Raw genomic sequence first — 23,586 nt, 5'->3', positions numbered from 1 at the left:
ACTCCCTCAGTAGGTGCTCTTGGGCGGATCAGTACGGGTCACCCCGGTGACCTCGATCACCGGAATCGACGACGGGCCCCGGTAACTCTGCCCTCCCGGCACGGTGCCGGTCACCGCCACCCAGGTGTTCTCGGGGAGCGCAGCGGCCGACGCCGCCGCGGGCCCCGACATCTGCAATCGCGCCAGCTGTGCGTCCGCCGCACAACAGACGATCACGATCTTGGCCAGGTCGGTACGCTCGCCCTCCTTGAACGTGAACCCCGTGACCGTGATGGTGCGGCCCGAGAGGGTGTCCGAGGAACCGGCAGCAATGCGCATCAGGACTTCCGGCAGCGGGACCGGGGGTGCGTCGCCCGGCGGCAGTGGGGGAAAGGCCCGCCGGGGAGTGTTGGCGGAGGATGCGATATTGGCCGGTGCGATGGAGCGCGCACTCAATGCCGGCGGGACGATGAAGATCAGCAGAACTATCGGCAGCACCAAAAACCATGTGGCCCCGTGCTTATGAGTGTGGCCGCCGTGACTGTCGTGGTCATGTTCGGAGTGTCCGTTGCGCACATCGCGGATGATGGCGGCCAGCCCGAGGCCGATCACGATGATCGCCGATCCGGCAAGCCACGGCAGTAGGCCGGGCTTGACATAGCGGGTGAAGGTGCCGGTCGCGGCGATCATCGCCACACTGACGCCGAGCAGGATCAGCAATGTGTTCTCGGTATCGCGCCTCACGGGGCCCCCAACACCGCGACACCGACACCAGTAGCGACCAAGGTGGCCACCACGAACGTCACCGGCGCGAATCTGACCGCGAAGGGCCGCCCGAACATTCCCGACTGCATCGCGATGAGCTTGACGTCGACGGCCGGGCCCACCACGAGAAACACCAACCTCGGAATCAGCGGCATCATGGTGATGCTTGCGGCGACGAACGCGTCGGCCTCAGAACACAGCGCCAACACCACCGCCAGCAGCGCCATGGTCACCACGCCGACCACCAGGTTGCCAGCCAGATGCTCGAACACCCAGATGGGCACCAAGACGTGCAAAGCCGCGGCCGCTACCGCGCCGACGGCCAGATACGAGGCCGCCTGAAGGAAGTCGTGTCGTGCCGCCTCGGTGAATGTCGTCCAGCGAGAAGAGGATTCGGAATGCGCCGTCGGCAGGCGGCGAGTCACCCAGCTGTCACGACCCCAGCGGGACCAGATCATGCCCATCACCATCGCGGTGAGCAGGGAGGCCGCCGCGCGCGCCAGCACCATCCGGGGCTGGCCGGGGAAAGCGACCGCGGTGGCGACCAACACCACCGGGTTGATGGCCGGCGCCGACAACATGAACGTCAGTGCGGCCGCGCCGACGGACCCGGGTCCGTAGAGCCGGCGCGCCACCGGCACCGACCCACATTCGCAACCGGGCAATGCCGCACCGCTGACGCCGGCCACCGCGACCGCGGCGACGGACCGGTCAGGCAGCCACCGCGCGAGCCGCTCGGGGGTCACGAAGGTCGCGACCAGACCACTCACGATCACCCCGAGCGCAAGGAAGGGGACGGCCTGGACGAACACCCCGCAGAACACCGTCCCGGCCGTCGCCAGCTTCTCGTTGCCGTCGACGATCCCACGTAACCAGCCCGCTGCCAGGGCCATAGCGATGAGTGCCACGACCAGGATCTCGGTTGAACCGAACCAACGCCGATCCTGGGAGGCAGCCACCGTCACCCCGCCATCCTGACAGCGCAACCTGAGAACGCGGCGCAACAGTGGCACTCTGGTGTGGTGACCGATGACACACCCTTCAATGAGCAGCCCGTTGCGGTAATCAACGAATTCAATGACAGCATCGCCCAGGAGTTCCGTGCCAATGGCGGTGAGGTGGGCGGGCAATTCGCCGGCGTGCCGATCCTGCTGCTAACGAACACCGGCGCCAAGAGCGGACAGAAACGCCTGAATCCGCTGGCCTACTTCAACATCGACGACACGATCTACATTGTCGGTTCGTTCGGCGGTTCCGACAAGGACCCCGCCTGGGTGCATAACCTGCGTGCGAATCCAGATGCGCATATCGACATCGGTGCGCAGGGATATGACGTCGTCGCACATGAGCTTTCGCTCGACGAACGCGACGCGCTGTATCCGAAGGTGGTCGAGCTGATTCCGGTTTTCGCCGATTACCAGCAGAAGACGGCCCGGCCGATCCCGATTTTCGAGCTGCGCCGCGGCTAGTGCGCCGAGTGTGCGTGTCGTGTCGATTTCTGGCCGGATCTCAACCGTATTCGCACGCTCGAGCTACATGTCCGGCGGACTGACGCCATCCCCGGTGACCGGTAGCGCATGAGGCTCTGATTCGCAGACCCTGCGGGTGAAGCCAGGTTATGGTGGGATCAGCCGATGGGCATCAAGGTGGCGCTGGAGCATCGGACCAGCTACGCATTCGACAGACTCGTGCAGGTGCACCCGCACGAGATTCGGTTGCGCCCGGCGCCGCACACCCGGACCCCCATCGAGGCCTATTCGCTGCGGATCGCCCCCGGCGATCACTTCATCAACTGGCAGCAGGACGCCTTCGGTAATTTCCTTGCCCGCGTGGTGTTCCCGAACCGGACCCGGCAACTCTCCATCACGGTCGGGCTCATTGCCGATCTGAAATCGGTCAACCCGTTCGACTTCTTCATCGAGGAATGGGCCGAGCACATCGGGTTCGGGTATCCGCCCGCATTGGCGGCCGATCTGGAGCCGTATCTCAAGCCGGTGGACGAGTCCGTACCCGGTTCGGGCCCCGGTGAATTGGTACGGGCCTGGGTGGCCAACTTCACGATGCCGCCCGACACGCGCATCATCGACTATCTCGTCACCCTCAACCAGGCGCTCTGCGCCGATGTCGGCTACGCGGTGCGTCTGGAACCCGGAGTGCAGAGCCCCGACACCACGCTGGCGTTGGGTATCGGTTCGTGCCGTGACACCGCGTGGCTGCTGGTGTCCCTCCTGCGCCAGAAGGGACTCGCCGCCCGTTTCGTGTCCGGGTACCTGGTTCAGCTGACCTCGGATATCGCCGAAATCGATGGGCCTTCAGGGCCGGTTGCCGACTTCACCGATCTGCACGCCTGGGCCGAGGTGTACATCCCCGGCGCCGGGTGGGTCGGTCTGGATCCCACCTCAGGGCTGTTCGCGGGGGAGGGGCACATTCCGCTGTCCGCGACTCCGCATCCGTCGACATCGGCCGCGATAACCGGTGCCACCGACATGTGCGAGTCGACTCTCGATTTCTCCAACACCGTGACGCGCGTGCATGAAGATCCGCGCGTCACGTTGCCCTACACCGCAGCGACCTGGGAATCAGTGATCGCCCTGGGCGAGGAGATCGACACCCGGCTCGACGCGGCCGCCGTCGGGTTGACGATGGGTGGCGAACCGACGTTCGTATCGATCGACGATCAGGTCTCCGAGCAGTGGACCACCGCGGCCGACGGGAAACACAAGCGCGTACGTGCCAGCGACCTTGCCGCCCGTCTCAAAGCGGCCTGGGCGCCAACGGGTTTGGTGCAGCGCAGTCAAGGGAAATGGTATCCGGGCGAGCCGCTACCGCGCTGGCAGATCGGTTTGTACTGGCGCCGCGACGGTCAACCGCTGTGGTCCGATCCCGAGCTGCTGGCCGACCCGTGGGACGAGGATCGTCCATGGTCCACCCCCGAGGGAGCCGACCGCGCGCTGCTGAGTGCTCTGGCCGGTGATCTAGGGCTGCCGGACAGTCAGGTCCGTCCGGCGTATGAGGACCCGCTGAGCAGGCTCGCCGCGGCGGTTCGGCGCCCCGAGGGCGCTCCGGTGAATTCCGCCGATGACCCGTCACCGCAAGAGGATTCGGCGGGTGTTCGGGCCGAGCTGCTGAGCCGTCTGGATGAGTCGGTGCTGGAGGCGACGGCGTATGTGTTGCCGCTGCACCGCGGCGAGGATGGTTGGGAAAGCGCCGACTGGACGCTTCGCCGGGGCCGGATCGTGCTGGCAGACGGCGACTCTCCGGCAGGATTGCGGCTGCCGTTGGACGCGATCGCATGGAAACCTGCCCCGCGCCCCGCCGAGGCGGACCCGTTGAGCGCCCCCGCGGAATTCGATGCCCAGCGCACCGGCGCGACGGCTGTGGTGGTGCCCGCCGAGGGGGCGCCAACCACGGCCCTGGTCGCGGAAATCCGTGATGGTCTGCTGTACCTGTTCCTGCCGCCATTGGAACAGGTCGAGGACTTCGTGGATCTCATCGCGCGCATCGAGGCGGCGGTCACCTGCCCCTTGGTCATCGAAGGGTATGGGCCACCGCCGGATTCACGGCTGGAGGCCATGAGCATCACACCCGATCCGGGGGTGATCGAGGTCAATGTGACCCCGACCGGCAGTTTCGCCGAGCAGTCTGTGCAACTGCGGTCCCTCTATGAGGAAGCGCGCAAAGCACGCCTGACCACCGAGTCGTTCGATGTCGACGGAACTCACACCGGAACAGGCGGCGGTAACCACATCACATTGGGGGGCCGTACGCCTGCGGCGTCGCCACTGTTGCGGCGGCCCGATCTCCTGGTATCGCTGCTGACCTACTGGCAGCACCATCCGGCGTTGTCGTACCTGTTCTCCGGGCGGTTCGTCGGCACCACGTCACAGGCTCCACGCGTCGACGAGGGACGCGAAGAGGCGCTGTACGAGCTGGAGATTGCCTTCGCCGAGATCGATAGGTTGACGAAAACCCCAGAAGACGGCCGGGCCTCGGACGTCGCGCCGTGGCATGTCGACCGGGCGCTTCGGCACCTGCTCACCGACATCACCGGAAACACCCATCGCGCGGAGTTCTGCATCGACAAGCTCTACAGCCCCGACAGTGCCCGCGGCCGCCTGGGGCTGCTGGAGTTGCGTGGCTTCGAGATGCCGCCACATTTTCAGATGGCGATGGTCCAGTCGCTACTGGTCCGCGCGCTGGTAGCCCGGTTCTGGGAGCAGCCCCTGCGGGCTCCGCTGATTCGCCACGGCGCGAATTTGCACGGCCGTTACTTACTGCCGCACTTCATTATTCACGATATCGCGCAGGTTGCTGCCGATCTGCGTGCGCACGGGATAGCGTTCGAGACCAGCTGGCTCGATCCGTTCACCGAGTTCCGGTTTCCGCGCATCGGCACCGCGGTGTTCGACGGTATCGAGATCGAATTGCGTGGCGCCATCGAACCCTGGCGGGTGCTCGGGGAGGAGGCCACCGCGGGCGGCACCGCCCGGTACGTGGACTCGTCGATCGAACGGGTGCAGGTACGGGTCATCGGCGCCGACCGCTCCCGGTACGTGGTCACCTGCAACGGCGAGCCCATTCCGCTGCTCTCCACCGAAAATCCGGATGTACAGGTGGCCGGCGTCCGATACCGGGCCTGGCAGCCGCCCAGCGCTCTGCATCCGAGCATCACCGTCGACGATCCGCTGCGTTTCGAGCTCATCGATACCGCCAATGCCCTGTCCCGGGGCGGCTGCACCTATCACGTCTCACACCCCGGCGGGCGCTCGTACGACGACCCTCCCGTCAACGCGGTAGCCGCCGAAGCACGCCGCGGACGGCGTTTCGATGCCACCGGTTACACCACCGGTCGTGTCGATTTGTCAGACTTGCGCGAGAAACAAGCCCGCATGTCCACAGACGCCGTGGCGCCCGGCATCCTGGATTTGCGCCGTGCGAGAACCGTGGGACGCAGGTAGAACCGCATAAACGGGAAGGAAGGTACGGCCGGTGGCAGCACCTGCTTCGGGGGCTCCCGTCGGACCAGGCTTCAGTCTGGGTGATAACCCGTTGATTGGGCAGTATCGCAGCGCGCGTGCTCAGGGAGCACTGTTCGAGGTCGGGCGCCGGGGCAGCCAGGCGGGCTACGACGAGTTCCTGGCGCCTGACGGCAGCGTGCGGCCCGCCTGGATCGACCTAGCCGACGCCATCGCACAACGTGGCCGCCCGGGCCTGGACCGTCTGCTGGACCGGGTCCACACGCTCATCGACAGCGACGGCATCACCTACATGGATCCGCGCCGCGCCTCCGGATCTGCGCCGGGGCCCGACGCCCCCGTCTATCCGGTGCCGTGGCGTCTGGACGGGCTGCCGTTGCTGGTCGACCCCGCGGACTGGAACGTTCTGGAGGTCGGACTTACCCAGCGGGCCACGTTGCTGGACGCGGTCCTCAGCGACCTGTACGGACCGCAGGAGTTGATCAGCTCCGGGGCGCTGCCGCCGCAGCTGCTCTTCGCGCACCCTGGCTACGTGCGTGCCGCCCACGGTATGGCCCTGCCCGGTCGGCATCAGCTGTTTCTGCTCGGGTGCGATATCGGTCGCGCCGCCGCCGGCGATTTCCGCGTGAACAGGGATTGGACGCAGGCCCCCTCCGGCGCCGGATATGCGATGGCCGACAGGCGGGTGGTCGCGCATGCTGCCCCGGACCTATACGAGAAGGTGGCGCCGCGGCCGACGTCGTCGTTCGCGCAGACACTGCGGCTGGCGCTCATCGATGTCGCACCCGAATCGGTCGAGGATCCGACGGTGGTGGTGCTCAGTCCGGGTATCCATTCCGAGACTTCCTTTGACCAGGCATATCTCGCTTCGGTGCTGGGTTTCCCGCTGGTCGAGTCGGCCGACCTGGTGGTGCGTGACGGGAAACTCTGGATGAGGTCGCTGGGCACCCTGCGGCGGGTTGATGTGGTGCTGCGCCGCGTGGACGCCGATTACTCCGATCCGCTTGATCTGCGTGCCGACTCGAGGTTGGGCGTGGTGGGTCTGGTCGAGGTGCTGCGGCGCGGCGCGGTGACTGTCGTCAACTCGTTGGGCAGCGGGGTGTTGGAGAATCCCGGGCTGGCCCGCTTCTTGCCGCAGCTGTCGCAGCGCCTGCTCGATGAGCCGCTGGCCCTGCCGGGCGCCCAGTCGTGGTGGGGCGGTATCGACGCGGAGCGCTCTCATCTGCTTGCGCATCTGAGCTCGCTGTTGGTGAAATCCACAGTGGGGGAGGAGGTCTACACCGGACCGCTGGAGTCGGCGCAGACCCTGGAAACGTTGCGCGCGCGTATCGAGGCGGCACCCTGGTGCTGGGTTGGTCAAGAGCTCCCCGAATTGTCGGTGGCGCCCACGTACCTGCGCTCCGGGGCACTCACCGCCACGCCGGTCGGTATGCGCTTGTTCACGGTCGCGCAGCGCGGCGGATATGCGCCGATGATCGGTGGGCTGGGCTACATAACAGCCTCCGGATACTCGGGTTCGATACTCAATAGCTTTGCTGCCAAAGATATTTGGGTTCAGCAGCCGGACCGCGATCAGACGGAGCGCGCGTTGACCGTGGCGCCGTTGGATGCGCCCGTCGGCCGCTCTGTGGGATCGGATGCCGTCAGCTCGCCTCGCGTGCTGTCCGACTTGTTCTGGCTGGGACGTTACGGTGAACGCGCGGAAAACCTGGTCCGGCTGCTGTCGGTGACTCGGGAGCGCTTCCACGAGTACCGATACCGCCAGTTCATGGAGGCCAGCGAATGCGTCCCGGTGCTGTTGAAAGCGCTGGGGGACATCACCGGTACCGCTACCGACGCCGAGGATCTGGGAACACAGCTGTGGTCTTTGACGGTGGACAAGGAGCGCGCCGGTTCGCTGGCCCAATCGGTGGAACGGCTGGGCCTAGCTGCCCGGGCGGTGCGCGACCAGATGTCCAACGACACCTGGATGGTGCTGGGCGGTATGGATCGGGCCATCGCTGCCGCCGCATCCGAGTACGACGAATTCACGCGATCCCGTGACACTCCGACGCGTGCCGACGACACCGTGCTGGCCGCGACCCAGACCCAGGTGCTGGCGGGCCTTCTCGCGCTGTCCGGGCTGGCCGCGGAATCGACGGTGCACGACATCGGCTGGACCATCATGGATATCGGTAAGCGCATCGAACGCGGCCTGGGCCTGACGGCGTTACTGCGATCCACGCTGACCACGGTCCGCGGCCGCGCCGCCGAGCAGTCGGTCACCGAGTCCACGCTGGTGGCCTGTGAGTCTTCGGTGATGTACCGCCGCCGCACCAGGGGCAAGATCAGTCTGGAGGCCGTCGCGGATCTGTTGTTGTTCGATGCCGACAATCCGAGATCCCTTCTTTATCAAGTGGAGTCGCTGCGGAACGATCTCAAGTCGCTGCCCAGCGCCTCCGGGACGTCACGTCCCGAACGGTTGGTGGAAGATCTGGTGACGCAGCTGAGGCGGATTGATCCTGCCGATCTGGATACCGTCGGAGACCAGGGACAGCGGGAGACGCTGTCCGAAACTCTCGACAATGTGCACCAGGTGCTGCGTGAGCTGTCGTCCGTGGTCACTGCCACGCACCTGTCCATGCCGACCGGTATGCAGCCACTGTGGGGTCCCGATACCAGACGGAGGCTGCCATGACCGGGGACCTGAGTCCCGGCGCTGCGCCTGCGATCCGATACCAGGTGACGCACCGCACGCTGTACCGGTACTCCGACGACGTCACCAGCTCATACGGACGCGGGTACCTGACCCCGCGTGAGACCGATTGGCAGCATTGTGAATCCAGCGAGCTGATCGTTGAGCCGGAGCCCTCGGACAGATCCACCGGCCGGGACCTGTACGGGAATCTGAGCTTGTACTTCCACGTCACCACGCCGCATCGCGAGCTGAGTGTGACGGCTCGCTCGATCGTCGATGTCGAGAATTCGGCGCCGCCGGGAGCCGGGTGGGACCAGCCGTGGGAGCTTGCCCGCCCGGCATCCGGAGAAACGTCAGGAGCGGCGGCGTTGGCCACCGAGTTTGTTCTCGACCTGGTGCCTCCGGAGATCACTGAGGATGTCCGTGATTACGCCGCGGTGAGTTTCACCGCCGGGAGGCCACTGGGCGAGGCGGTGGTGGATCTGATGGGCCGGATCTACCGTGACTTCGAGTACCGCTCGGGTTCGACCACCATCTCCACCAAGGTCAGTGAGGTGCTGGCCGCGCGGGAGGGTGTCTGTCAGGATTTCGCCCGCATCGCGGCCACGGCCCTGCGCACGCAGGGGCTGGCGGCACGTTACGTATCCGGTTATCTGGCAACGAATCCGCCGCCAGGGCAGCCGCGTTTGGTCGGTTCCGACGCCACGCACGCCTGGGCCGCGGTGTGGGTTCCGCCGGACGGCTGGGTGGCTTTCGATCCGACGAATGACACCCTTGCCGACGAACGGTATGTCACCGTGGCCTGGGGCCGCGATTACGCCGACGTCCCGCCCTTGCGCGGCATCATCTACACAGATTCAGACAGCAGCACGATAGATGTGTCGGTTGACGTCGCACCCTGTGAGGAGAGCCCCGCCCATGCGTGATTTCATCTGTCCGCAGTGCGGCCAGCACCTTGCGTTCGAGAACTCGGTGTGCCTGTCGTGCGGCAGCCACGTGGGATTCGCCCTCGCACAGCGGGCATTGCTGGTCCTCGCCGAGGACGAGGGTCCCGGATTCGTCGACGCCGACAGCCACCAGCTGTGCGCAAATCTGCATGTGGCCGAATGCAATTGGCTGGTAAGCGGTGCCGGGACGGCAACATTGTGTGCCTCGTGTGCGCTCACTCGCACCCGGCCCAATGACTCCGACACCACGGCCTTGCCGGCATTCGCAGAGGCGGAGCGGGCGAAGCGCCGGCTCATCGCCGAACTGGCCGAGTTGCGCCTACCGGTCACCGGTCGAGATGTCGACCCCGAGTTCGGGCTGGCCTTCGACTTGCTCTCCAGTGAGCAGGAACAGGTGATGACGGGCCATCACAACGGCGTGATCACACTGGATCTGGCCGAAGGTGACGATGTACATCGCGAGCAGCTCCGTATTTCGATGGATGAGCCGTACCGAACTCTGCTCGGACACTTCCGTCACGAGATCGGGCACTACTTCTATTACCGGCTTGTCGGTGCCTCGCCGGATTATCTGGAGCGGTTCCGCGCCCTCTTCGGTGATGCGGACGCCGACTACCAGGCGGCGCTTGACCGTCACTACCAGCACGGTGCGCCGGAGGGCTGGGAGGAGAACTATGTGTCCTCCTATGCCACCATGCATCCCGCCGAGGACTGGGCGGAGACCTTCGCGCACTACTTGCATATTCGGGACACCTTGGACACCGCCGCGTCCTTCGCGCTGGCACCCGCCGGCGGCACCTTCGATCGAAGGGTGCTGGGGCCGAGCGGATTCGACACCATCATCGAGATGTGGCTGCCGCTGGCCTGGTCGCTCAACATGGTGAATCGCTCGATGGGGCACCTCGACTTGTATCCGTTCGTGCTGCCCGGCCCCGTGCTGGAGAAGATGCGGCTGATTCACGAAATCGTGATGGCCGCAGGGGATACGGACCAGTGACTATCCGCCAGGGGTAGCAAAGACAAACAGGGCCATGAACGCGATGTTGATGAAGAACGTCGCCTCTACCAGGCTGACCGTGATGAAAAATGGTGTGAACAAACGGTTCTGCGATTCCGGTTGGCGGGCCACTCCGGCGATGAGCTGAGCGCCGGCCATGCCGTCACCGATCCCTGCTCCGATCGCACCGCCCGCCAGTGTGATCGCACCGGCCAGCAGCGCGTTGCCCATCAGTAGCTCGGTAGCCATCATCTACACCTTTCGTCGATGTGCCAGTCAGCCGTCGCGGAATCGCGGGTGCTGTTTTCGGTGTCGCCGTCTGCGCAGAGCAGGATGCTGGTCATGGTGCGCAGCCGACGGCTTTGGTGAATATCTGGACCAGCTGTTCCCCATATCCGGTGGCGTCGTAGCCGACGTCTCGGCCCAGCTCCCAGACCGCGCCATCCAGGGCGGCCCGCAGCGCGGTCTTCATGAATCGAGGGGAAAGCGGCTGGAATTCGCCGGTGGCCACGCCATCGGCAAAGATTGACTCAGGATCCATCGCCGCGAACTCAGCCGGTGGCGCTGTCTCCGCGGCCGCCTGGTCGAAGCGCAGGCCGCCCTGGCTGCGATAGCCGGTGATGATCTCCAGCAGAGCTATCGCGGCCACCCGATTGTTCACGATGAATTCGATGTTGGCTCTGATGTAGGCCGTGAGCCGCGCCGTCGCGGTGGACTGTGCGTGCACGGCGGGCACGATCGTGGTGGCAGCGCGGGTGAAGACCTCGACCATCACGGATTCGATGACCTCAGTCTTGGAAGTGAAGTGATAGAGCACCGCGCTTTTGGCTACCCCCACGTGTTCGGCGATCTTCGCCAGGGATGTCTGTGGATAGCCCGCACCGGCCAACACCTCGATGGCGCCGGCCACAATCTGGGCGCGTCTGGCACGTTCGGTGAACGTCAACGACTCTTCAGACCGCATGGTCTTAAATTAGACCGATCGGTCAGATCGTGCAAGAGCAATCGCCGACAAGGTGACGGGCAAATGTATGGGTATGAATGTCGCGATGAGTGTGTGCGGCCCCACAGTCTTATAAAGACGGGGTATGGTGAGGCGGTAATGACGACATTATTGGCAGACCCCGTCGCGCAGGTTATCGCCACAGCCGAGGAGTTGCTCTCCAGGCGCGCAGGGGCGACCGTGACGCTTGCTGAGCCGGAAGATCTTGGTGGCAGCGGGCCCGCGATCGTGCTCCGGGTCCGTGCCGTACAGAATCCTTTTGCGTTGCCGAAGTCCATGGTGATCAAACAGGTGCCCGAAGGCGGATCCGACGCGTCGGTGCTGCGTGAAGTGGTGTCGTACCAGTTCGCAAATTCCTTGACGGCCAAGCATCGGCCCGGGCCCGAATTGGTTGCCTATTCCGTCGCCGACCGACTCATCGTGCTGACCGATCTCGGGTCGGCTCCGACCATGTCCGAGCTGCTCGCTGAACGTAATCGTGCGGCGATAAACCATGCGCTGATGGCATGGGCGCAAGCGCTCGGACGCATGCATGTGGCCACGGTGGGCCGTGAGGGAGACTTTGCTGCGCTGCTCCGGCGGCTCGATGTCAAGAAGATCGATGTGGACCCGACACAGCAGCGTCTGGGTGGCGCGGAAACCCTCGCGCCGCTGCAGCAGATCCTGAGAAGCGAGTACTCCCTCGAGGTGCCCCCCGCGCTGATCTCCCGCCTGCAGCAAACAGCCGAGCTTTTCGGGAAGGGTGGTGTGCGGGCCTTCAGCCCCTCGGAGGTTGCCCCCGACAACATCCTCGTCACCGAACACGGCGTCCGGATCCTTGACTACGAATGGGGCGGTTTCCGGGACATCGTGCTGGACATCGCGCACGCACTCACCGTCTACCCCGAGTTCTTGGGCGCGACCGAGCGCGAGGAAGTCGCCGAGCTGGACGACGCGATGACCGAGGCGTGGCGATCGGATGTTGTATCCATCGCTCCCGGACTCGCGGACGACGCCAATCTCGCGCGACGAATCCTGGACGCCCGGCTGATGTGGGTGTGGCTGGCCACCCATGAGTACTTCATGATCGACATCGATATCGATGGCGACCTGGACGATGACGACGCCGAAGGCTCCGATGACATCGCCGTCTTCGAGAACCCCGCCCCCTCTCACTCCGCGCTTTTGGGGCGATGGGTGGCATTGCGGGCGGCCGCCGAACGTGTCGGCGACGACCTCGTGGCCGCACATGCCTCGGGCGTGATCGGCGGACTGCGCGGCGAGACCCTAGTCGAGGGTTAGTCTCAAGCTTCCATGCTGATTGCTTCTCTATGCAGCGCATAGTGCTGTGACCCCAGAACCAACGCACTGCTAACTCTCGCGCCCCGTCGAAGTAGTAGACCGACAGTATCCGCCGATTCGGTGGTGGGCACTCGCACCCACACCCACACGGAGCCGGTCACGGTCTAATCACGCGGGCGCGTCGTAGCCCGGTCGCTGTCGGGCGCGTTCCTACGATCGCCGGGTGGCTGATCGCTATGGATCCGATGTCTTGTCCAACAACCCGCATGCCCCACGGCGTCCGCGCTCGACCGAGGTCGCCGCGACCATCGGCACCGTGGTGGAGGACGCCCAGAGCGGGTTTGTGGGGGCCGTCGTGCGCATCGAGTACGGGCGGATGGACCTGGAGGACCGCCACGGACGTGTCCGCGGATTTCCGGTGGGCCCCGGGTATCTGATCGACGGTAAGCCGGTCATTCTCAAGGAGCCGCTGCGGCACACCCCCACCAAGCCGACCAGGAGCGCCTCGGGATCGGTTGCGGTACACGGACTCAAAGCACGCACGGCGTTGGCCAGCCGAATCTATGTGGAGGGCCGTCACGACGCCGAACTCGTCGAACAGGTGTGGGGTCATGACCTGCGTGTCGAAGGTGTGGTCGTGGAGTACCTCGGCGGGGTGGACGACCTGGCGGCCATCGTGAAGGAATTCCAGCCAGGCCCCGGTCGTCGGCTCGGGGTGTTGGTCGACCACCTGGTGAAGGGATCGAAGGAGTCACGCATCGCCGAGACGGTGCAGAAGGGTCCGTATGGGGAGCACACGCTGGTGGTAGGCCACCCGTTCGTCGACATCTGGCAGGCGGTCAAACCCGAGCGGATCGGCCTACGTGCGTGGCCCACCGTGCCGCGCGAGATCGAATGGAAGCACGGCATCTGCCAGGCGCTCGGCTGGCCGCACGGGACCCAGACCGAGATCGCCGAGGCCTGGCGCCGAATCCGCGGCAAGGTGCGCACCTGGACCGACCTGGAACCGGCCTTGATCGGCCGCGTCGAGGAGCTCATCGATTTCGTCACGCAACCGGCAGGCTGAACCCGTCGGCCCGGCATGGTAAGCCTGAGGCGTGTCAGACAGCCTATTCGACGTGCCCGGGGGCGGATTCGACTCGTCCGCCGCGGACCTCGGGGTGCCACCCAACGCACCCCTCGCTGTCCGGATGCGCCCGGCGGCGCTCGATGAGGTGGTGGGGCAGGGGCACCTGCTCAAACAGGGCTCCCCGTTGCGGCGTCTTGTCGATGGCTCCGGGGCTGCTTCGGTCATTCTGTACGGCCCCCCGGGCACTGGGAAAACCACTCTCGCATCGTTGATTTCGGGGGCCACCGGCCGCAGGTTCGAGGCGTTGTCGGCGCTGTCGGCGGGGGTGAAGGAGGTGCGGGCCGTCATTGACGAGGCCCGCCGCGCCGCCGTCCACGGCCGCCAGACGGTGCTGTTCATCGATGAGGTGCACAGGTTCTCCAAGACACAGCAGGACGCGCTGCTTGCTGCCGTCGAGAATCGGGTGGTGTTGTTGGTGGCTGCCACCACCGAGAACCCGTCCTTCTCCGTCGTGGCACCACTGCTGTCGCGCTCGTTGATTCTGCAGCTGCAACCATTGGGCGACAACGATATTCGCGAGGTGCTCACCCGGGCGATCGCCGATGAACGCGGGCTCGGTGGCGCCGTGGCCGTAGATCCCGAGGCGCTCAGCTTGCTGGCGCAGCTCGCCGCCGGCGACGCACGGCGAGCACTGACCGCGCTCGAAGTGGCCGCGGAGACCGCCGGCGGACCCGGCGGAACCGTCACGGTCGAGGTGGTGGAGCAGTCGGTGGATCGTGCCGCGGTGCGTTACGACCGCGACGGAGACCAGCATTACGACGTGGTGAGTGCCTTCATCAAGTCGATTCGCGGCTCCGATGTGGACGCCGCGCTGCATTACCTGGCGCGCATGCTGATCGCGGGCGAGGACCCACGCTTCGTGGCGCGGCGCCTGGTGATCCTCGCCAGTGAGGATGTCGGCATGGCCGATCCCACCGCACTGCCCCTGGCCGTGGCCGCGGCCCAGACGGTACAGCTGATCGGGATGCCGGAGGCGCAGCTCACCCTGACGCACGCCACCATCCACCTCGCGACCGCACCCAAATCCGGCGCGGTGCCGGCGGCCCTGGGCGCGGCCATGGGCGACATCCGGGAGGGGAAGGCCGGCTTGGTGCCGCCGCACTTGCGCGACGGCCACTACAGCGGTGCGGCCAAACTCGGCAATGCCGTCGGCTACGTGTACCCGCACAATGATCGCGATGGTGTCGTGGCCCAGCAATATCCGCCCGACGAACTAGTCGGCGCGGATTACTACCAGCCCACCGATCACGGCAACGAGCGCGAGATCGGTTCGAGGCTGGAGAAGCTGCGCGCCATCGTTCGGCGTGGCCTGAAGCGCTGAGCCGCGCGCTCGGCATACTGAATGGCATGACGTTACGTATGCGCTTGGCTGCGGGCGGATTAGCCGCGTCGGTGGCCATGATGACGGCACCGGCGCTGGCCTGGGCCGACCCGGAACCTGATCCCGGACCCGAGCCGGTTTTCGAGGATCCGGGCCCGCCGCCACCGCCGCAGGTCGATCCGTGGGTGGAACAGTACGGCCGCGATGTGGGCGCGGGTGCCGCCGGTGATGCCGCCGCCGCGGGCGCCGGCATCGTGCTGGGCCCCTTCCTGGGCCCGTTCACCGGTTTGGCGACCGCGCCTATCGGCGGGGCCGTGGATAGCTCGATCCGGGACGCGCCGGGCGCCCCTTAACTGTCGCGCCGGCGACCGAACACGCCGCGTATGCCCCGGCGCTTGGGTTTCTCCCCGACAGAGGTTGGACTTTGCGCGTGCAGATTCATGCGAGAGATTCGTCCGAGGTCGTCGAACGCCACCGTCATCTCGCCATCGGGCGCCGCAAGATGAGCCAGATCGTCTCTCTCCCAGCGGATGTCTATACCGCGTAGCTGCGCGTACGACCGCAAGGCCTTGTGGCTGTCCGCCAACACACCCTGATCAAGGGTTTCGGTGATCACGCGGGGGATTCGGATGACCGACGGGCCGGATAATCCCACCGCGGGACCATCGAGAAGTAGCCAGGTGCGGCGAGAGCGGTCACTCGATGGGCACGAGTAGTGGGCGTACTTCCCAGAGACCGCTTTGGCGGCCAGTGTGAGTCGATGCCCGATATCGAGTGCGGTGTCTTCATCCAGTGGAGTCTCTTCAGTGGTGAGCTCGGGTACACCGTGCTCCTCGCCGTATCGGCGAACAGCGGTAGCCAGCTCGACGGCTGCGTCGGGGAAACCGTTGATGTTCTTCCAGCCCCACAGCCAGCTGCCGGCATCGAGCGATGTTGTGCCAAGGAAATTGCAGGACAACGTCGTGGGTGGATCTGTATGAAACACAAAGGATTGGTCCATCAGGTCGACATTCCACGGCGCGAGCTCGATGGCATCGCTCATGTCCTGTTGGTGTTCGGTCGATAGGAAGGCCGCTCGGTCGATCAGATCTTGCAGTCCGCTGCTCCATCGCACACCAGGACAGTACGGACTCATCAGCGCCAAGCCGTCCGATTCGGGCGGCGCGCTCCAGCGCCCCGTGACCGCCCCCGGGAGCCGTCATTGCTGTGGTCGCACGCGCCACCTGTTCATGTGTGTCGCGCCTCATCTTTTCGGTTAGCTCGATGCAGTGTGACGGAGTAGATACTTGCTGGCGGTACCGCCTGACCTTGGCGTATACCGGCGATAGGCGGACACACCGGTAGGGTGGTCCGGTCAGATTCCCCAGCTACACGCAAGGACGACATGCAGACACACGAGATCCGGAAGCGATTCCTGGACCACTTCGTGAAGGCCGGTCACACCGAGGTGCCGAGTGCTTCGGTGATCCTCGACGACCCCAACTTGCTGTTCGTCAACGCCGGCATGGTGCAGTTCGTGCCGTTCTTCCTGGGGCAGCGCACACCGCCGTACAACACCGCCACCAGCGTCCAGAAGTGCATCCGCACCCCGGACATCGACGAGGTGGGCATCACCACCCGGCACAACACGTTCTTCCAGATGGCCGGAAACTTCTCGTTCGGCGACTACTTCAAGCGCGAGGCGATCCGGCTGGCCTGGACCCTGCTGACCAACCCGCTGTCCGAAGGCGGATACGGATTCGACCCGGAGAAGTTGTGGGCCACCGTCTACCTGGATGACGATGAGGCCATCGAGCTGTGGCAGGAGATCGCCAATCTGCCGCTGGACCGGATTCAGCGCCGCGGCATGGCCGACAACTATTGGTCGATGGGCATTCCCGGACCGTGCGGCCCGTGTTCGGAGATCTACTACGACCGCGGCCCCGAGTACGGCATCGAGGGTGGCCCGGAGGCCAACGAGGACCGCTACATCGAGATCTGGAATCTCGTGTTCATGCAGAACGAGCGTGGCGAGGGCACCTCGAAGACGGACTTCGAGATCCTCGGGCCGCTACCGCGCCAGAACATCGACACCGGTATGGGCGTCGAGCGCATCGCGTGTCTGCTGCAGGGCGTCGACAACGTCTACGAAACGGACCTGGTGCGGCCCGTCATCGACTGCGTGGCAGCGGTCGCCCCGCGCGGATACGGGCAGGGCAACCACGAGGACGATGTGCGCTACCGCGTCATCGGCGATCACGCCCGCACGGCGGCGATCATCATCGGTGACGGGGTCAGCCCCGGCAATGAAGGCCGTGGCTATGTGCTGCGCCGTCTGCTGCGTCGGATCATCCGCTCCACCAAGTTGCTTGGCGTAGAAAAGCCGATGATGGGCGAGCTGATGGCCGTGGTGCGTGACGAGATGGGCCCGTCATACCCGGAGCTGGTCACCGACTTCGAACGCATCAGCCGCATCGCCGTCGCCGAGGAAACCGCGTTCAACCGCACCCTGGCTTCCGGTTCGAAGCTGTTCGATGATGCCGCGGACAAGACGAAAACGGCCGGCAAAAGCACGCTGTCGGGTAGCGATGCGTTCACCCTGCACGACACCTATGGATTCCCCATCGAGCTCACCCTCGAAATGGCAGCCGAGGCCGGGCTTTCGGTGGACGAGAACGGCTTCCGCGAGCTGATGAACGAGCAGCGGCAGCGCGCCAAGGCCGATGCCGCCGCGCGCAAGCACGCCCACGCCGACCTGACGGCGTACCGCGAGCTGGTCGACGCGGGTCCCACCGAGTTCACCGGTTTCGACGAGTTGGATTCGGCGGCAAGGATTCTGGGTATCTTCGTGGACGGAGCGCGGGTACCGGTCGCCTCGGCGGGTGCCGAAGCCGAAATCGTGCTGGACCGTACCCCGCTGTACGCCGAGTCGGGTGGCCAGATCGCCGACATCGGTTCGATTCGTGGGGACGGGACAAACGCGGCCTCGCAGGCGAAGGTCTCCGATGTCCAGAAGATCGCCAAGACACTGTTCGTGCACAAGGTCACGGTGGAATCCGGCGAGTTCGTCGAGGGTGACCAGGTTGTTGCCTCTGTCGATCCGCACTGGCGTCACGGCGCCACCCAGGGCCACTCGGGCACACACATGGTGCATGCCGCACTGCGACAGGTGCTGGGTCCCAACGCCGTTCAGGCGGGTTCGCTGAACCGGCCCGGATATCTGCGGTTCGATTTCAGCTGGCAGGGCGCGCTCTCGGACGCGCAGCGCCAAGAGGTCGAGGATGTCGCCAACAAGGCGGTCGAGGCCAACTACCCCGTCAACACGTTCGTCACCAACCTGGACGAGGCGAAGTCGATGGGCGCGATGGCGCTGTTCGGCGAGAACTATGGCGATCGGGTGCGCGTGGTCGACATCGGTGGGCCGTTCTCGCTGGAGCTGTGCGGTGGCACCCACGTGGCGCATTCCTCGCAGATCGGCCCCGTGACACTGCTGGGCGAATCGTCGGTGGGCTCCGGGGTCCGCCGTGTAGAGGCCTACGTCGGGCTCGACGCGTTCCGGTACCTGTCGAAGGAACGCGCGCTGATGGCGGCACTCTCGTCGAGCCTGAAGGTGCCGTCCGAAGAGGTACCCGGCCGCGTCGCCACGCTGGTGGAGCGGCTGAAGGTGGCCGAAAAGGAGCTGGAGCAGACGCGCTTGGCCTCGGTGAAGGCGTCCATCGCGACGTTGGTGGACAACGCCGAGCGGATCGGCACGACCACCGTGGTGGCGCACCGGCTGCCCGACGGTACCGGCGCGGGTGACCTGCGCAGCCTGGTCGGCGACATCCGTGGCCGCCTGGGCAGTGACCCCGCTGTGGTGGCGTTGATCGCCGCCGGTGACGGCTCGGTGCCCTTCGTGGTGTCGATCAACCAGGCCGCACAGGACGCCGGGCTGCGTGCCAACGATCTGGTGGCCGCTATCGGCCCGGCAGTGGACGGCCGCGGCGGTGGTAAGGCCGATACCGCGCAGGGTTCCGGTAAGAACCCGGCAGGCATCGACGCGGCGCTGCAGGCGCTGCGTGAACAGATCCGCCGGGCCTGAGCCGAGTGCCCGATACCGCAGCCCCCACCCCGGATCGTCCCGGCCCCGACGACCCGGGGCGAGGACGGCGTCTAGGCGTGGACGTGGGTACCGTCAGAATCGGGGTCGCGTCCTGTGACCCCGATGGCATCCTTGCCACGCCGGTCGAGACAGTTGCACGGGACCTTAAGGCCGACAACGATTTTCGGCGTATCGCCGATCTCGTTGAGGAGCTGGGAGTGGTCGAGGTGGTCGTCGGCCTGCCGCGCAACCTGCGCGAGGGCACGGGATCATCGGCACGTGACGCGGCGGGCTTCGCGCGCGAGTTGGGTGCACGGATCGCCCCGGTGCCGGTGCGGTTAGTGGACGAGCGTTTCACTACTACCACCGCCCAGCGTTCCCTGCGTGAGGCAGGAGTACGGTCTCGTCAGCAGCGCGGGATCATCGACCAGGCGGCAGCGGTGGCCATTCTGCAGGATTGGCTTGAGCAGCGGCGCCGGGGTGGCAGTGAAGGGGACACGCGTTGAGCGACCGGCGCGACTGGGACGATCGCCAGGAGCACGACGACGATGACTGGGGAGGCGGCCGCCGGGCCGTCCCGGTCGCTGTTGGTCCCCGTCCCCGTGAAACCCGGCGGGAACGCGCGCGGCGCAGGGCAGCGGCCCGGCGCCGGCGCAATGCCGGAATCCTCGGCCTAGCGGCTGTCGTCATCATCACGGTTGCGGCCGTGGTCGGGGGAGCCAGACTGTGGGACAGCCTGTTCGGCGCTGATCATCCCGTCACCGACTACTCGGGGGCCGGGGTCAAGGACTTCGTGTTCGAAGTACACCGCGGCGACACCACCAAGGTCATCGGCCAGCGCCTGAAGGACGAGGGTGTAGTCGCGACCCCGAACGCGTTCACCGACGCCGCGGCCGGCAACCAGGCCATCGCGGCGATCCAGCCGGGCTTCTACAAACTGCGCACCAAGATCGCCGGCAAGGAGGCCGTCGCACGCCTTGCCGAACAGGAAAATCGTGTCGGTCTGTTGGTCATCCCCGAGGGGCGCCAACTCGACGATGTGTCCGCGGTGTCCAACGGCGCGGTCACCGAGGGGATTTTCACTCTCATTGCCCGTGCCTCGTGCGTGGACCTCGACGGAGACAAACACTGCGTGGCCGCCTCCGATCTGCGGCAGGCCGCCACCACGGCGTCACAGGCCGAGTTGGCCGTGCCCGACTGGGCGTCCAACGGGGTCAACGCCGTGCGCGACGACCATCGCCGTATCGAAGGGCTGATCGCCGCCGGCCGGTGGGATTTCGATCCGATGGCAGAGCCGGAGCAGATCCTCGCCTCCCTGATCAGGGAGAGCAACGCCCAGTATGAGCAACTCGGATTACTGGGCTCGGACGCGGCAGGGCTGTCGCCCTATGAGGTGCTGGTGGTGGCATCACTGCTGCAGCGCGAGGCCAAGCCCCGCGACTTCGCCAAGGTTTCGCGCGTCGTCTACAACCGGCTGGCCAAGCATCAGAAGCTGGAATTCGACTCCACCGTCAACTACCCGTTGGACCGGCAGGAAGTCGCCACCACCGACGAAGACCGTGAGCGCAAGACCCTGTGGAACACCTATGTGTCACAAGGTCTTCCGGGTACACCGATCAGCTCGCCCTCGCCGGAGGCGTTGGAGGCGGCCGAGCGCCCGGAGCCGGGGGACTGGCTGTACTTCGTGACCATCGACTCCGAGGGCACCACGTTGTTCACCGCCGATTATCACGAGCATTTAGCAAACATCGAACTCGCGAAGAAGAACGGCATCCTGGACAGTGCACGCTGACGTTCGCCACGCTGCCGTCCTGGGTTCGCCGATCGGGCACTCACGCTCACCCGATCTACATTTGGCCGCCTACCGTGAGCTGGGCCTGACCGGCTGGACGTATGAGCGCATCGAATGCACGGCCGAGCAATTGCCCGACGTCGTCGGTGGCGCCGGGCCCGAATGGGTCGGTTTCTCGGTGACCATGCCCGGCAAGTTCGCCGCGCTGGCGTTCGCGTCGAGCTCGACCGAGCGTGCGCGCTTGATCGGTGCCGCCAACACGCTGGTGCGGTCGGGCGATGGCTGGTACGCCGACAACACCGACGTCGACGGGGTGTCGGGGGCATTGAACGGTGCCGGTGTCGACCCCGCCGGGCATGCCGCGGTGATCGCGGGTGCCGGCGGTACCGCGCGGCCGGCGATCGTGGCGCTCGCGGCGATGGGTGTGCGGTCCCTGACTGTGGTTGCCCGTGACGCGGGGCGGGCGCGGGGCGCGCTGGAGCTCGCCGAGCAAGTGGGCCTGGCGGCCTCGGTGCTCGGTTTCGAGGACCCGGCGCTGTCCTCGGTGTGTGCGGCTGCCGGCGTGCTGGTGAGCACCGTGCCGGCGGAGGCCGCCGCGCCCTACGCGCAGTCGTTGGCGACGGCGCCGGCGATTCTCGACGTCATCTATCACCCGTGGCCCACCTCATTGGCCACCATTGCGCAGCGCCGCGGAGCGGTGGTCGTCGGCGGCCTGGACATGCTGCTCAATCAGGCGTTCACCCAGGTGGAACTGTTCACCGGGGAATCCGCGCCGCGAGCGGCCATGGCCGCGGCACTGCGCTGACCGCCAGCCTCCACCACTGCGCGAGAGCTCACTCCTCACCTGGGCCGATGAAATTTGTGGGACTTTCGGTCCCATCAGGCCTTGCATGGGATGTTGTGTCCCATTAAATTGGAGGGCAGTTGAGGAGGAAGCAATGCCGCTGTTCACCGTTCCTAAGTCGGGCGCATTCGATGCCGAGTACCTGCAGACGCTGCAGACGCTGTCGGAGGGGTCGGTGCGCCTGCACTTCGACCCGTTCGAGGACATCGACTGGGATTCCCCGGAGTATCAGATCGATCGCAACGATCCCCGCTGGGTGCTGGATCCCGAGCTGGACACCCTCGGCGCCACCGAGTGGTACCGCAACCAGCCCCTGGATCGCCAGATCGAGATCGGCCGCTGGCGTCAGGCCAACGCGGTCAAGGTTGGTCTCGCATTCGAGAGCATCCTGATCCGCGGCATGATGCAGTACCTCATGAAGCTGCCCAACGGCTCTCCGGAGTTCCGTTACTGCCTCCACGAGATGACCGAGGAGTGCAACCACATCCAGATGTTCCAGGAGCTCGTCAACCGTATCGGTGACGATGTCCCGGGCATGCGCAAGTGGTTCCGCAGGCTGTCGCCGATGATTGGCGTTGCGGGCGGCTGGGCGCATGTGGTGCTCTTCATCGGCATCCTCGGTGGCGAGGAGCCCATCGACCATTACCAAAAGTCGTTGATTCGCAATGACATTGATCAGCCGCCCGCGGTGCGGCGCGTCATGCAGATCCACGTGGCCGAGGAAGCGCGGCACATCTCCTTCGCGGGTGAGTTCCTGCGCGTGCATGTGCCGCTGATGAGCAAGCGCAAGAAGGCGATCTGCACGGTCCTGTTCCCGCTCACCATGCGTTGGCTGGCCGGCGAGATCATGACGCCGCCAAAGTCTTTCGCCACCGAATTCGGCATTCCGCGTGAAGTTTTCAAGGAAGCCTTCTGGCGCAGCGAGCATGCCCGTGCCACGCTGTCCGGTTACTTCGGCGACATGCGCAAGCTCACCGAAGACATCGGCCTGCGGCCGTGGTGGGTGCGTCCGCTGTGGAAGCTGATGCACATCGATGGCCGTCCCTCGCGGTACCGCAGCGAGCCTGACCGCTCGCACACGGGCGCGCCGCTAGCGGTTGGCGCCTGAGAGCTTGGCCAGCGCGGCCATCAGCTCGGTCGTCGGGTCCAAGGACACGCCGACCGAGCCACCCGCGCCGTCCAGCACGTACCACACGTAGTTCGCCAGGTCTTCGACGATCTCGCTGCGGCTGCGCACCGGCTCGCTTTCTCGCAGCCACCGGGAAAGGCTGCCCTCGACCATGGTCACCACGGCATAGGTGACCGATTCGAATGGGCTGTAGTCGATACCCAGCATCTCGGTGATCGGGATCAACACGCCGCGCACCCGTTGCTCCATGCGTACCTTGACGGTGCTGATCGCGTCGACGGCGGGATCGTCGTCGGTGGCCCCGGAACGCATGAACTCGTAGCGATGCGGATAGTCGGTCATCCAATCCAATACCGCCCGAATGGTTCTGGTGGCGATGTCGATGATCGAGCCCTCGGTGACATCGAGCTGGGATGAGATCGTCGTGTCGAAATCCTGCAACAGATACGAGCGGATCCGGCGATCCAGATCCTCACGGCCTTCGAACTGCCGGTACACCACCGACTTGGCCAGCCCGGCGCGCTTGGCGATCGACTGCACGGGAATCTCGGTGCCGGGGGCCGTTTCGTCGAGCAGCGCGACCGCTGACTCCACGATGCGGGTTTGGCGAGCAGAGTTATGCCGTTCCCAGCGGGCCTCATGCCCCGTCAGTGAGCGCTCTTGGGCATCGGTTTCCGGCACCGTTT

General features: G+C 65.7%; 20 protein-coding genes. 14 read left to right on the top strand and 6 right to left on the bottom strand.

Annotated elements, in window-relative coordinates; all coding sequences use genetic code 11:
• Nucleotides 1–6: 6 nt before the first annotated feature.
• The gene (locus ABG82_RS15285) at nt 7–723 is read right to left on the bottom strand and encodes a TIGR03943 family putative permease subunit (protein WP_043075509.1); all 717 of its coding nucleotides are present in this window, start codon (nt 721–723) and stop codon (nt 7–9) included.
• Nucleotides 720–1,709, bottom strand: coding sequence for a permease (locus ABG82_RS15280; protein WP_043075786.1), 990 nt, complete (start codon nt 1,707–1,709; stop codon nt 720–722). The genes ABG82_RS15285 and ABG82_RS15280 overlap by 4 nt, the downstream gene beginning before the upstream one ends.
• 57 nt (nt 1,710–1,766) lie before the next feature.
• On the opposite strand from ABG82_RS15280, the gene ABG82_RS15275 reads away from it, so the two are divergent.
• The 5 genes from ABG82_RS15275 to ABG82_RS15255 all read left to right on the top strand — a co-directional run bounded on the left by ABG82_RS15275 (nt 1,767) and on the right by ABG82_RS15255 (nt 10,341).
• Complete coding sequence (locus ABG82_RS15275; RefSeq protein ID WP_043075787.1) at nt 1,767–2,213, top strand: nitroreductase family deazaflavin-dependent oxidoreductase; 447 nt, start codon at nt 1,767–1,769, stop codon at nt 2,211–2,213.
• Nucleotides 2,214–2,378: 165 nt separating this feature from the next.
• Nucleotides 2,379–5,702, top strand: a complete 3,324-nt coding sequence (locus ABG82_RS15270; RefSeq protein ID WP_043075510.1) for a transglutaminase family protein — start codon at nt 2,379–2,381, stop codon at nt 5,700–5,702.
• Nucleotides 5,703–5,793: 91 nt separating this feature from the next.
• A complete protein-coding gene (locus tag ABG82_RS15265; RefSeq protein WP_043075511.1) occupies nt 5,794–8,397 on the top strand; it encodes a circularly permuted type 2 ATP-grasp protein in 2,604 nt (867 codons plus the stop codon).
• Nucleotides 8,394–9,323, top strand: coding sequence for a transglutaminase family protein (locus tag ABG82_RS15260; protein ID WP_043075512.1), 930 nt, complete (start codon nt 8,394–8,396; stop codon nt 9,321–9,323). Before ABG82_RS15265 ends, ABG82_RS15260 begins: the two co-directional genes overlap by 4 nt.
• Nucleotides 9,316–10,341 (top strand): zinc-binding metallopeptidase family protein, encoded by a 1,026-nt coding sequence (locus ABG82_RS15255; RefSeq protein WP_043075513.1) that lies wholly within the window; start codon nt 9,316–9,318, stop codon nt 10,339–10,341. The genes ABG82_RS15260 and ABG82_RS15255 overlap by 8 nt, the downstream gene beginning before the upstream one ends.
• Here ABG82_RS15255 and ABG82_RS15250 read toward each other — a convergent pair whose 3' ends face one another.
• A complete protein-coding gene (locus ABG82_RS15250; protein WP_043075788.1) occupies nt 10,342–10,590 on the bottom strand; it encodes a F0F1 ATP synthase subunit C in 249 nt (82 codons plus the stop codon).
• A 91-nt stretch (nt 10,591–10,681) separates the two neighbouring features.
• A complete protein-coding gene (locus ABG82_RS15245) occupies nt 10,682–11,305 on the bottom strand; it encodes a TetR/AcrR family transcriptional regulator (protein ID WP_043075514.1) in 624 nt (207 codons plus the stop codon).
• A gap of 138 nt (nt 11,306–11,443) precedes the next feature.
• Between ABG82_RS15245 and ABG82_RS15240 the strand changes: the two genes are divergently transcribed.
• The 4 genes from ABG82_RS15240 (at nt 11,444) to ABG82_RS15225 (ending at nt 15,428) form a co-directional block, all read left to right on the top strand.
• Nucleotides 11,444–12,625, top strand: a complete 1,182-nt coding sequence (locus ABG82_RS15240) for a kinase (RefSeq protein ID WP_043075515.1) — start codon at nt 11,444–11,446, stop codon at nt 12,623–12,625.
• 223 nt (nt 12,626–12,848) lie between these two features.
• A complete protein-coding gene (locus ABG82_RS15235; protein WP_043075516.1) occupies nt 12,849–13,691 on the top strand; it encodes a DUF3097 domain-containing protein in 843 nt (280 codons plus the stop codon).
• A gap of 31 nt (nt 13,692–13,722) precedes the next feature.
• On the top strand, nt 13,723–15,075 hold the full coding sequence (locus ABG82_RS15230; protein WP_043075517.1) for a replication-associated recombination protein A: 1,353 nt from the start codon (nt 13,723–13,725) through the stop codon (nt 15,073–15,075).
• A 26-nt stretch (nt 15,076–15,101) separates the two neighbouring features.
• Complete coding sequence (locus tag ABG82_RS15225) at nt 15,102–15,428, top strand: hypothetical protein (protein WP_043075518.1); 327 nt, start codon at nt 15,102–15,104, stop codon at nt 15,426–15,428.
• On the opposite strand, the gene ABG82_RS15220 is transcribed toward ABG82_RS15225, so the two are convergent.
• On the bottom strand, nt 15,425–16,189 hold the full coding sequence (locus ABG82_RS15220; RefSeq protein ID WP_052510887.1) for a DUF6882 domain-containing protein: 765 nt from the start codon (nt 16,187–16,189) through the stop codon (nt 15,425–15,427). The genes ABG82_RS15225 and ABG82_RS15220 overlap by 4 nt on opposite strands.
• A 270-nt stretch (nt 16,190–16,459) precedes the next feature.
• Between ABG82_RS15220 and alaS the strand changes: the two genes are divergently transcribed.
• The 5 genes from alaS (at nt 16,460) to ABG82_RS15195 (ending at nt 22,879) form a co-directional block, all read left to right on the top strand.
• On the top strand, nt 16,460–19,135 hold the full coding sequence (gene alaS / locus ABG82_RS15215) for an alanine--tRNA ligase (RefSeq protein WP_043075519.1): 2,676 nt from the start codon (nt 16,460–16,462) through the stop codon (nt 19,133–19,135).
• A 5-nt stretch (nt 19,136–19,140) separates the two neighbouring features.
• On the top strand, nt 19,141–19,641 hold the full coding sequence (ruvX, locus tag ABG82_RS15210; RefSeq protein WP_043075520.1) for a Holliday junction resolvase RuvX: 501 nt from the start codon (nt 19,141–19,143) through the stop codon (nt 19,639–19,641).
• Nucleotides 19,638–20,927, top strand: a complete 1,290-nt coding sequence (mltG, locus tag ABG82_RS15205) for an endolytic transglycosylase MltG (RefSeq protein WP_043075521.1) — start codon at nt 19,638–19,640, stop codon at nt 20,925–20,927. The genes ruvX and mltG overlap by 4 nt, the downstream gene beginning before the upstream one ends.
• Nucleotides 20,917–21,732 carry a shikimate dehydrogenase gene (locus tag ABG82_RS15200; RefSeq protein WP_043075522.1) on the top strand — a complete coding sequence of 272 codons (816 nt, stop codon included), beginning with the start codon at nt 20,917–20,919 and terminating at the stop codon, nt 21,730–21,732. Before mltG ends, ABG82_RS15200 begins: the two co-directional genes overlap by 11 nt.
• A 133-nt stretch (nt 21,733–21,865) precedes the next feature.
• Nucleotides 21,866–22,879, top strand: coding sequence for an AurF N-oxygenase family protein (locus ABG82_RS15195; protein ID WP_043075523.1), 1,014 nt, complete (start codon nt 21,866–21,868; stop codon nt 22,877–22,879).
• On the opposite strand, the gene ABG82_RS15190 is transcribed toward ABG82_RS15195, so the two are convergent.
• Nucleotides 22,862–23,581: a TetR/AcrR family transcriptional regulator gene (locus ABG82_RS15190; RefSeq protein WP_043075524.1), complete on the bottom strand. Its 720-nt coding sequence runs from the start codon at nt 23,579–23,581 to the stop codon at nt 22,862–22,864. The two genes, ABG82_RS15195 and ABG82_RS15190, sit on opposite strands and share 18 nt — an antisense overlap.
• Between the last annotated feature and the right edge of the window lie 5 nt (nt 23,582–23,586).

It is taken from the genome of Mycobacteroides immunogenum, from assembly GCF_001605725.1.
Classification (GTDB): domain Bacteria; phylum Actinomycetota; class Actinomycetes; order Mycobacteriales; family Mycobacteriaceae; genus Mycobacterium; species Mycobacterium immunogenum.
Note: the sequence above shows the minus strand (reverse complement) of the source record. Positions and strands in the feature narration are given on the sequence as shown.

Bases quoted from the DNA above. Each gene is read 5' to 3' on its own strand.
- ABG82_RS15270 (WP_043075510.1), top strand. From the start codon at position 2,379: ATGGGCATCAAGGTGGCGCTGGAGCATCGGACCAGCTACGCATTCGAC.
- ABG82_RS15260 (WP_043075512.1), top strand. From the start codon at position 8,394: ATGACCGGGGACCTGAGTCCCGGCGCTGCGCCTGCGATCCGATACCAG.
- ABG82_RS15255 (WP_043075513.1), top strand. From the start codon at position 9,316: ATGCGTGATTTCATCTGTCCGCAGTGCGGCCAGCACCTTGCGTTCGAG.
- ABG82_RS15250 (WP_043075788.1), bottom strand. From the start codon at position 10,590: ATGGCTACCGAGCTACTGATGGGCAACGCGCTGCTGGCCGGTGCGATC.
- ABG82_RS15245 (WP_043075514.1), bottom strand. From the start codon at position 11,305: ATGCGGTCTGAAGAGTCGTTGACGTTCACCGAACGTGCCAGACGCGCC.
- ABG82_RS15240 (WP_043075515.1), top strand. From the start codon at position 11,444: ATGACGACATTATTGGCAGACCCCGTCGCGCAGGTTATCGCCACAGCC.
- ABG82_RS15225 (WP_043075518.1), top strand. From the start codon at position 15,102: ATGACGTTACGTATGCGCTTGGCTGCGGGCGGATTAGCCGCGTCGGTG.
- alaS (WP_043075519.1), top strand. From the start codon at position 16,460: ATGCAGACACACGAGATCCGGAAGCGATTCCTGGACCACTTCGTGAAG.
- ABG82_RS15195 (WP_043075523.1), top strand. From the start codon at position 21,866: ATGCCGCTGTTCACCGTTCCTAAGTCGGGCGCATTCGATGCCGAGTAC.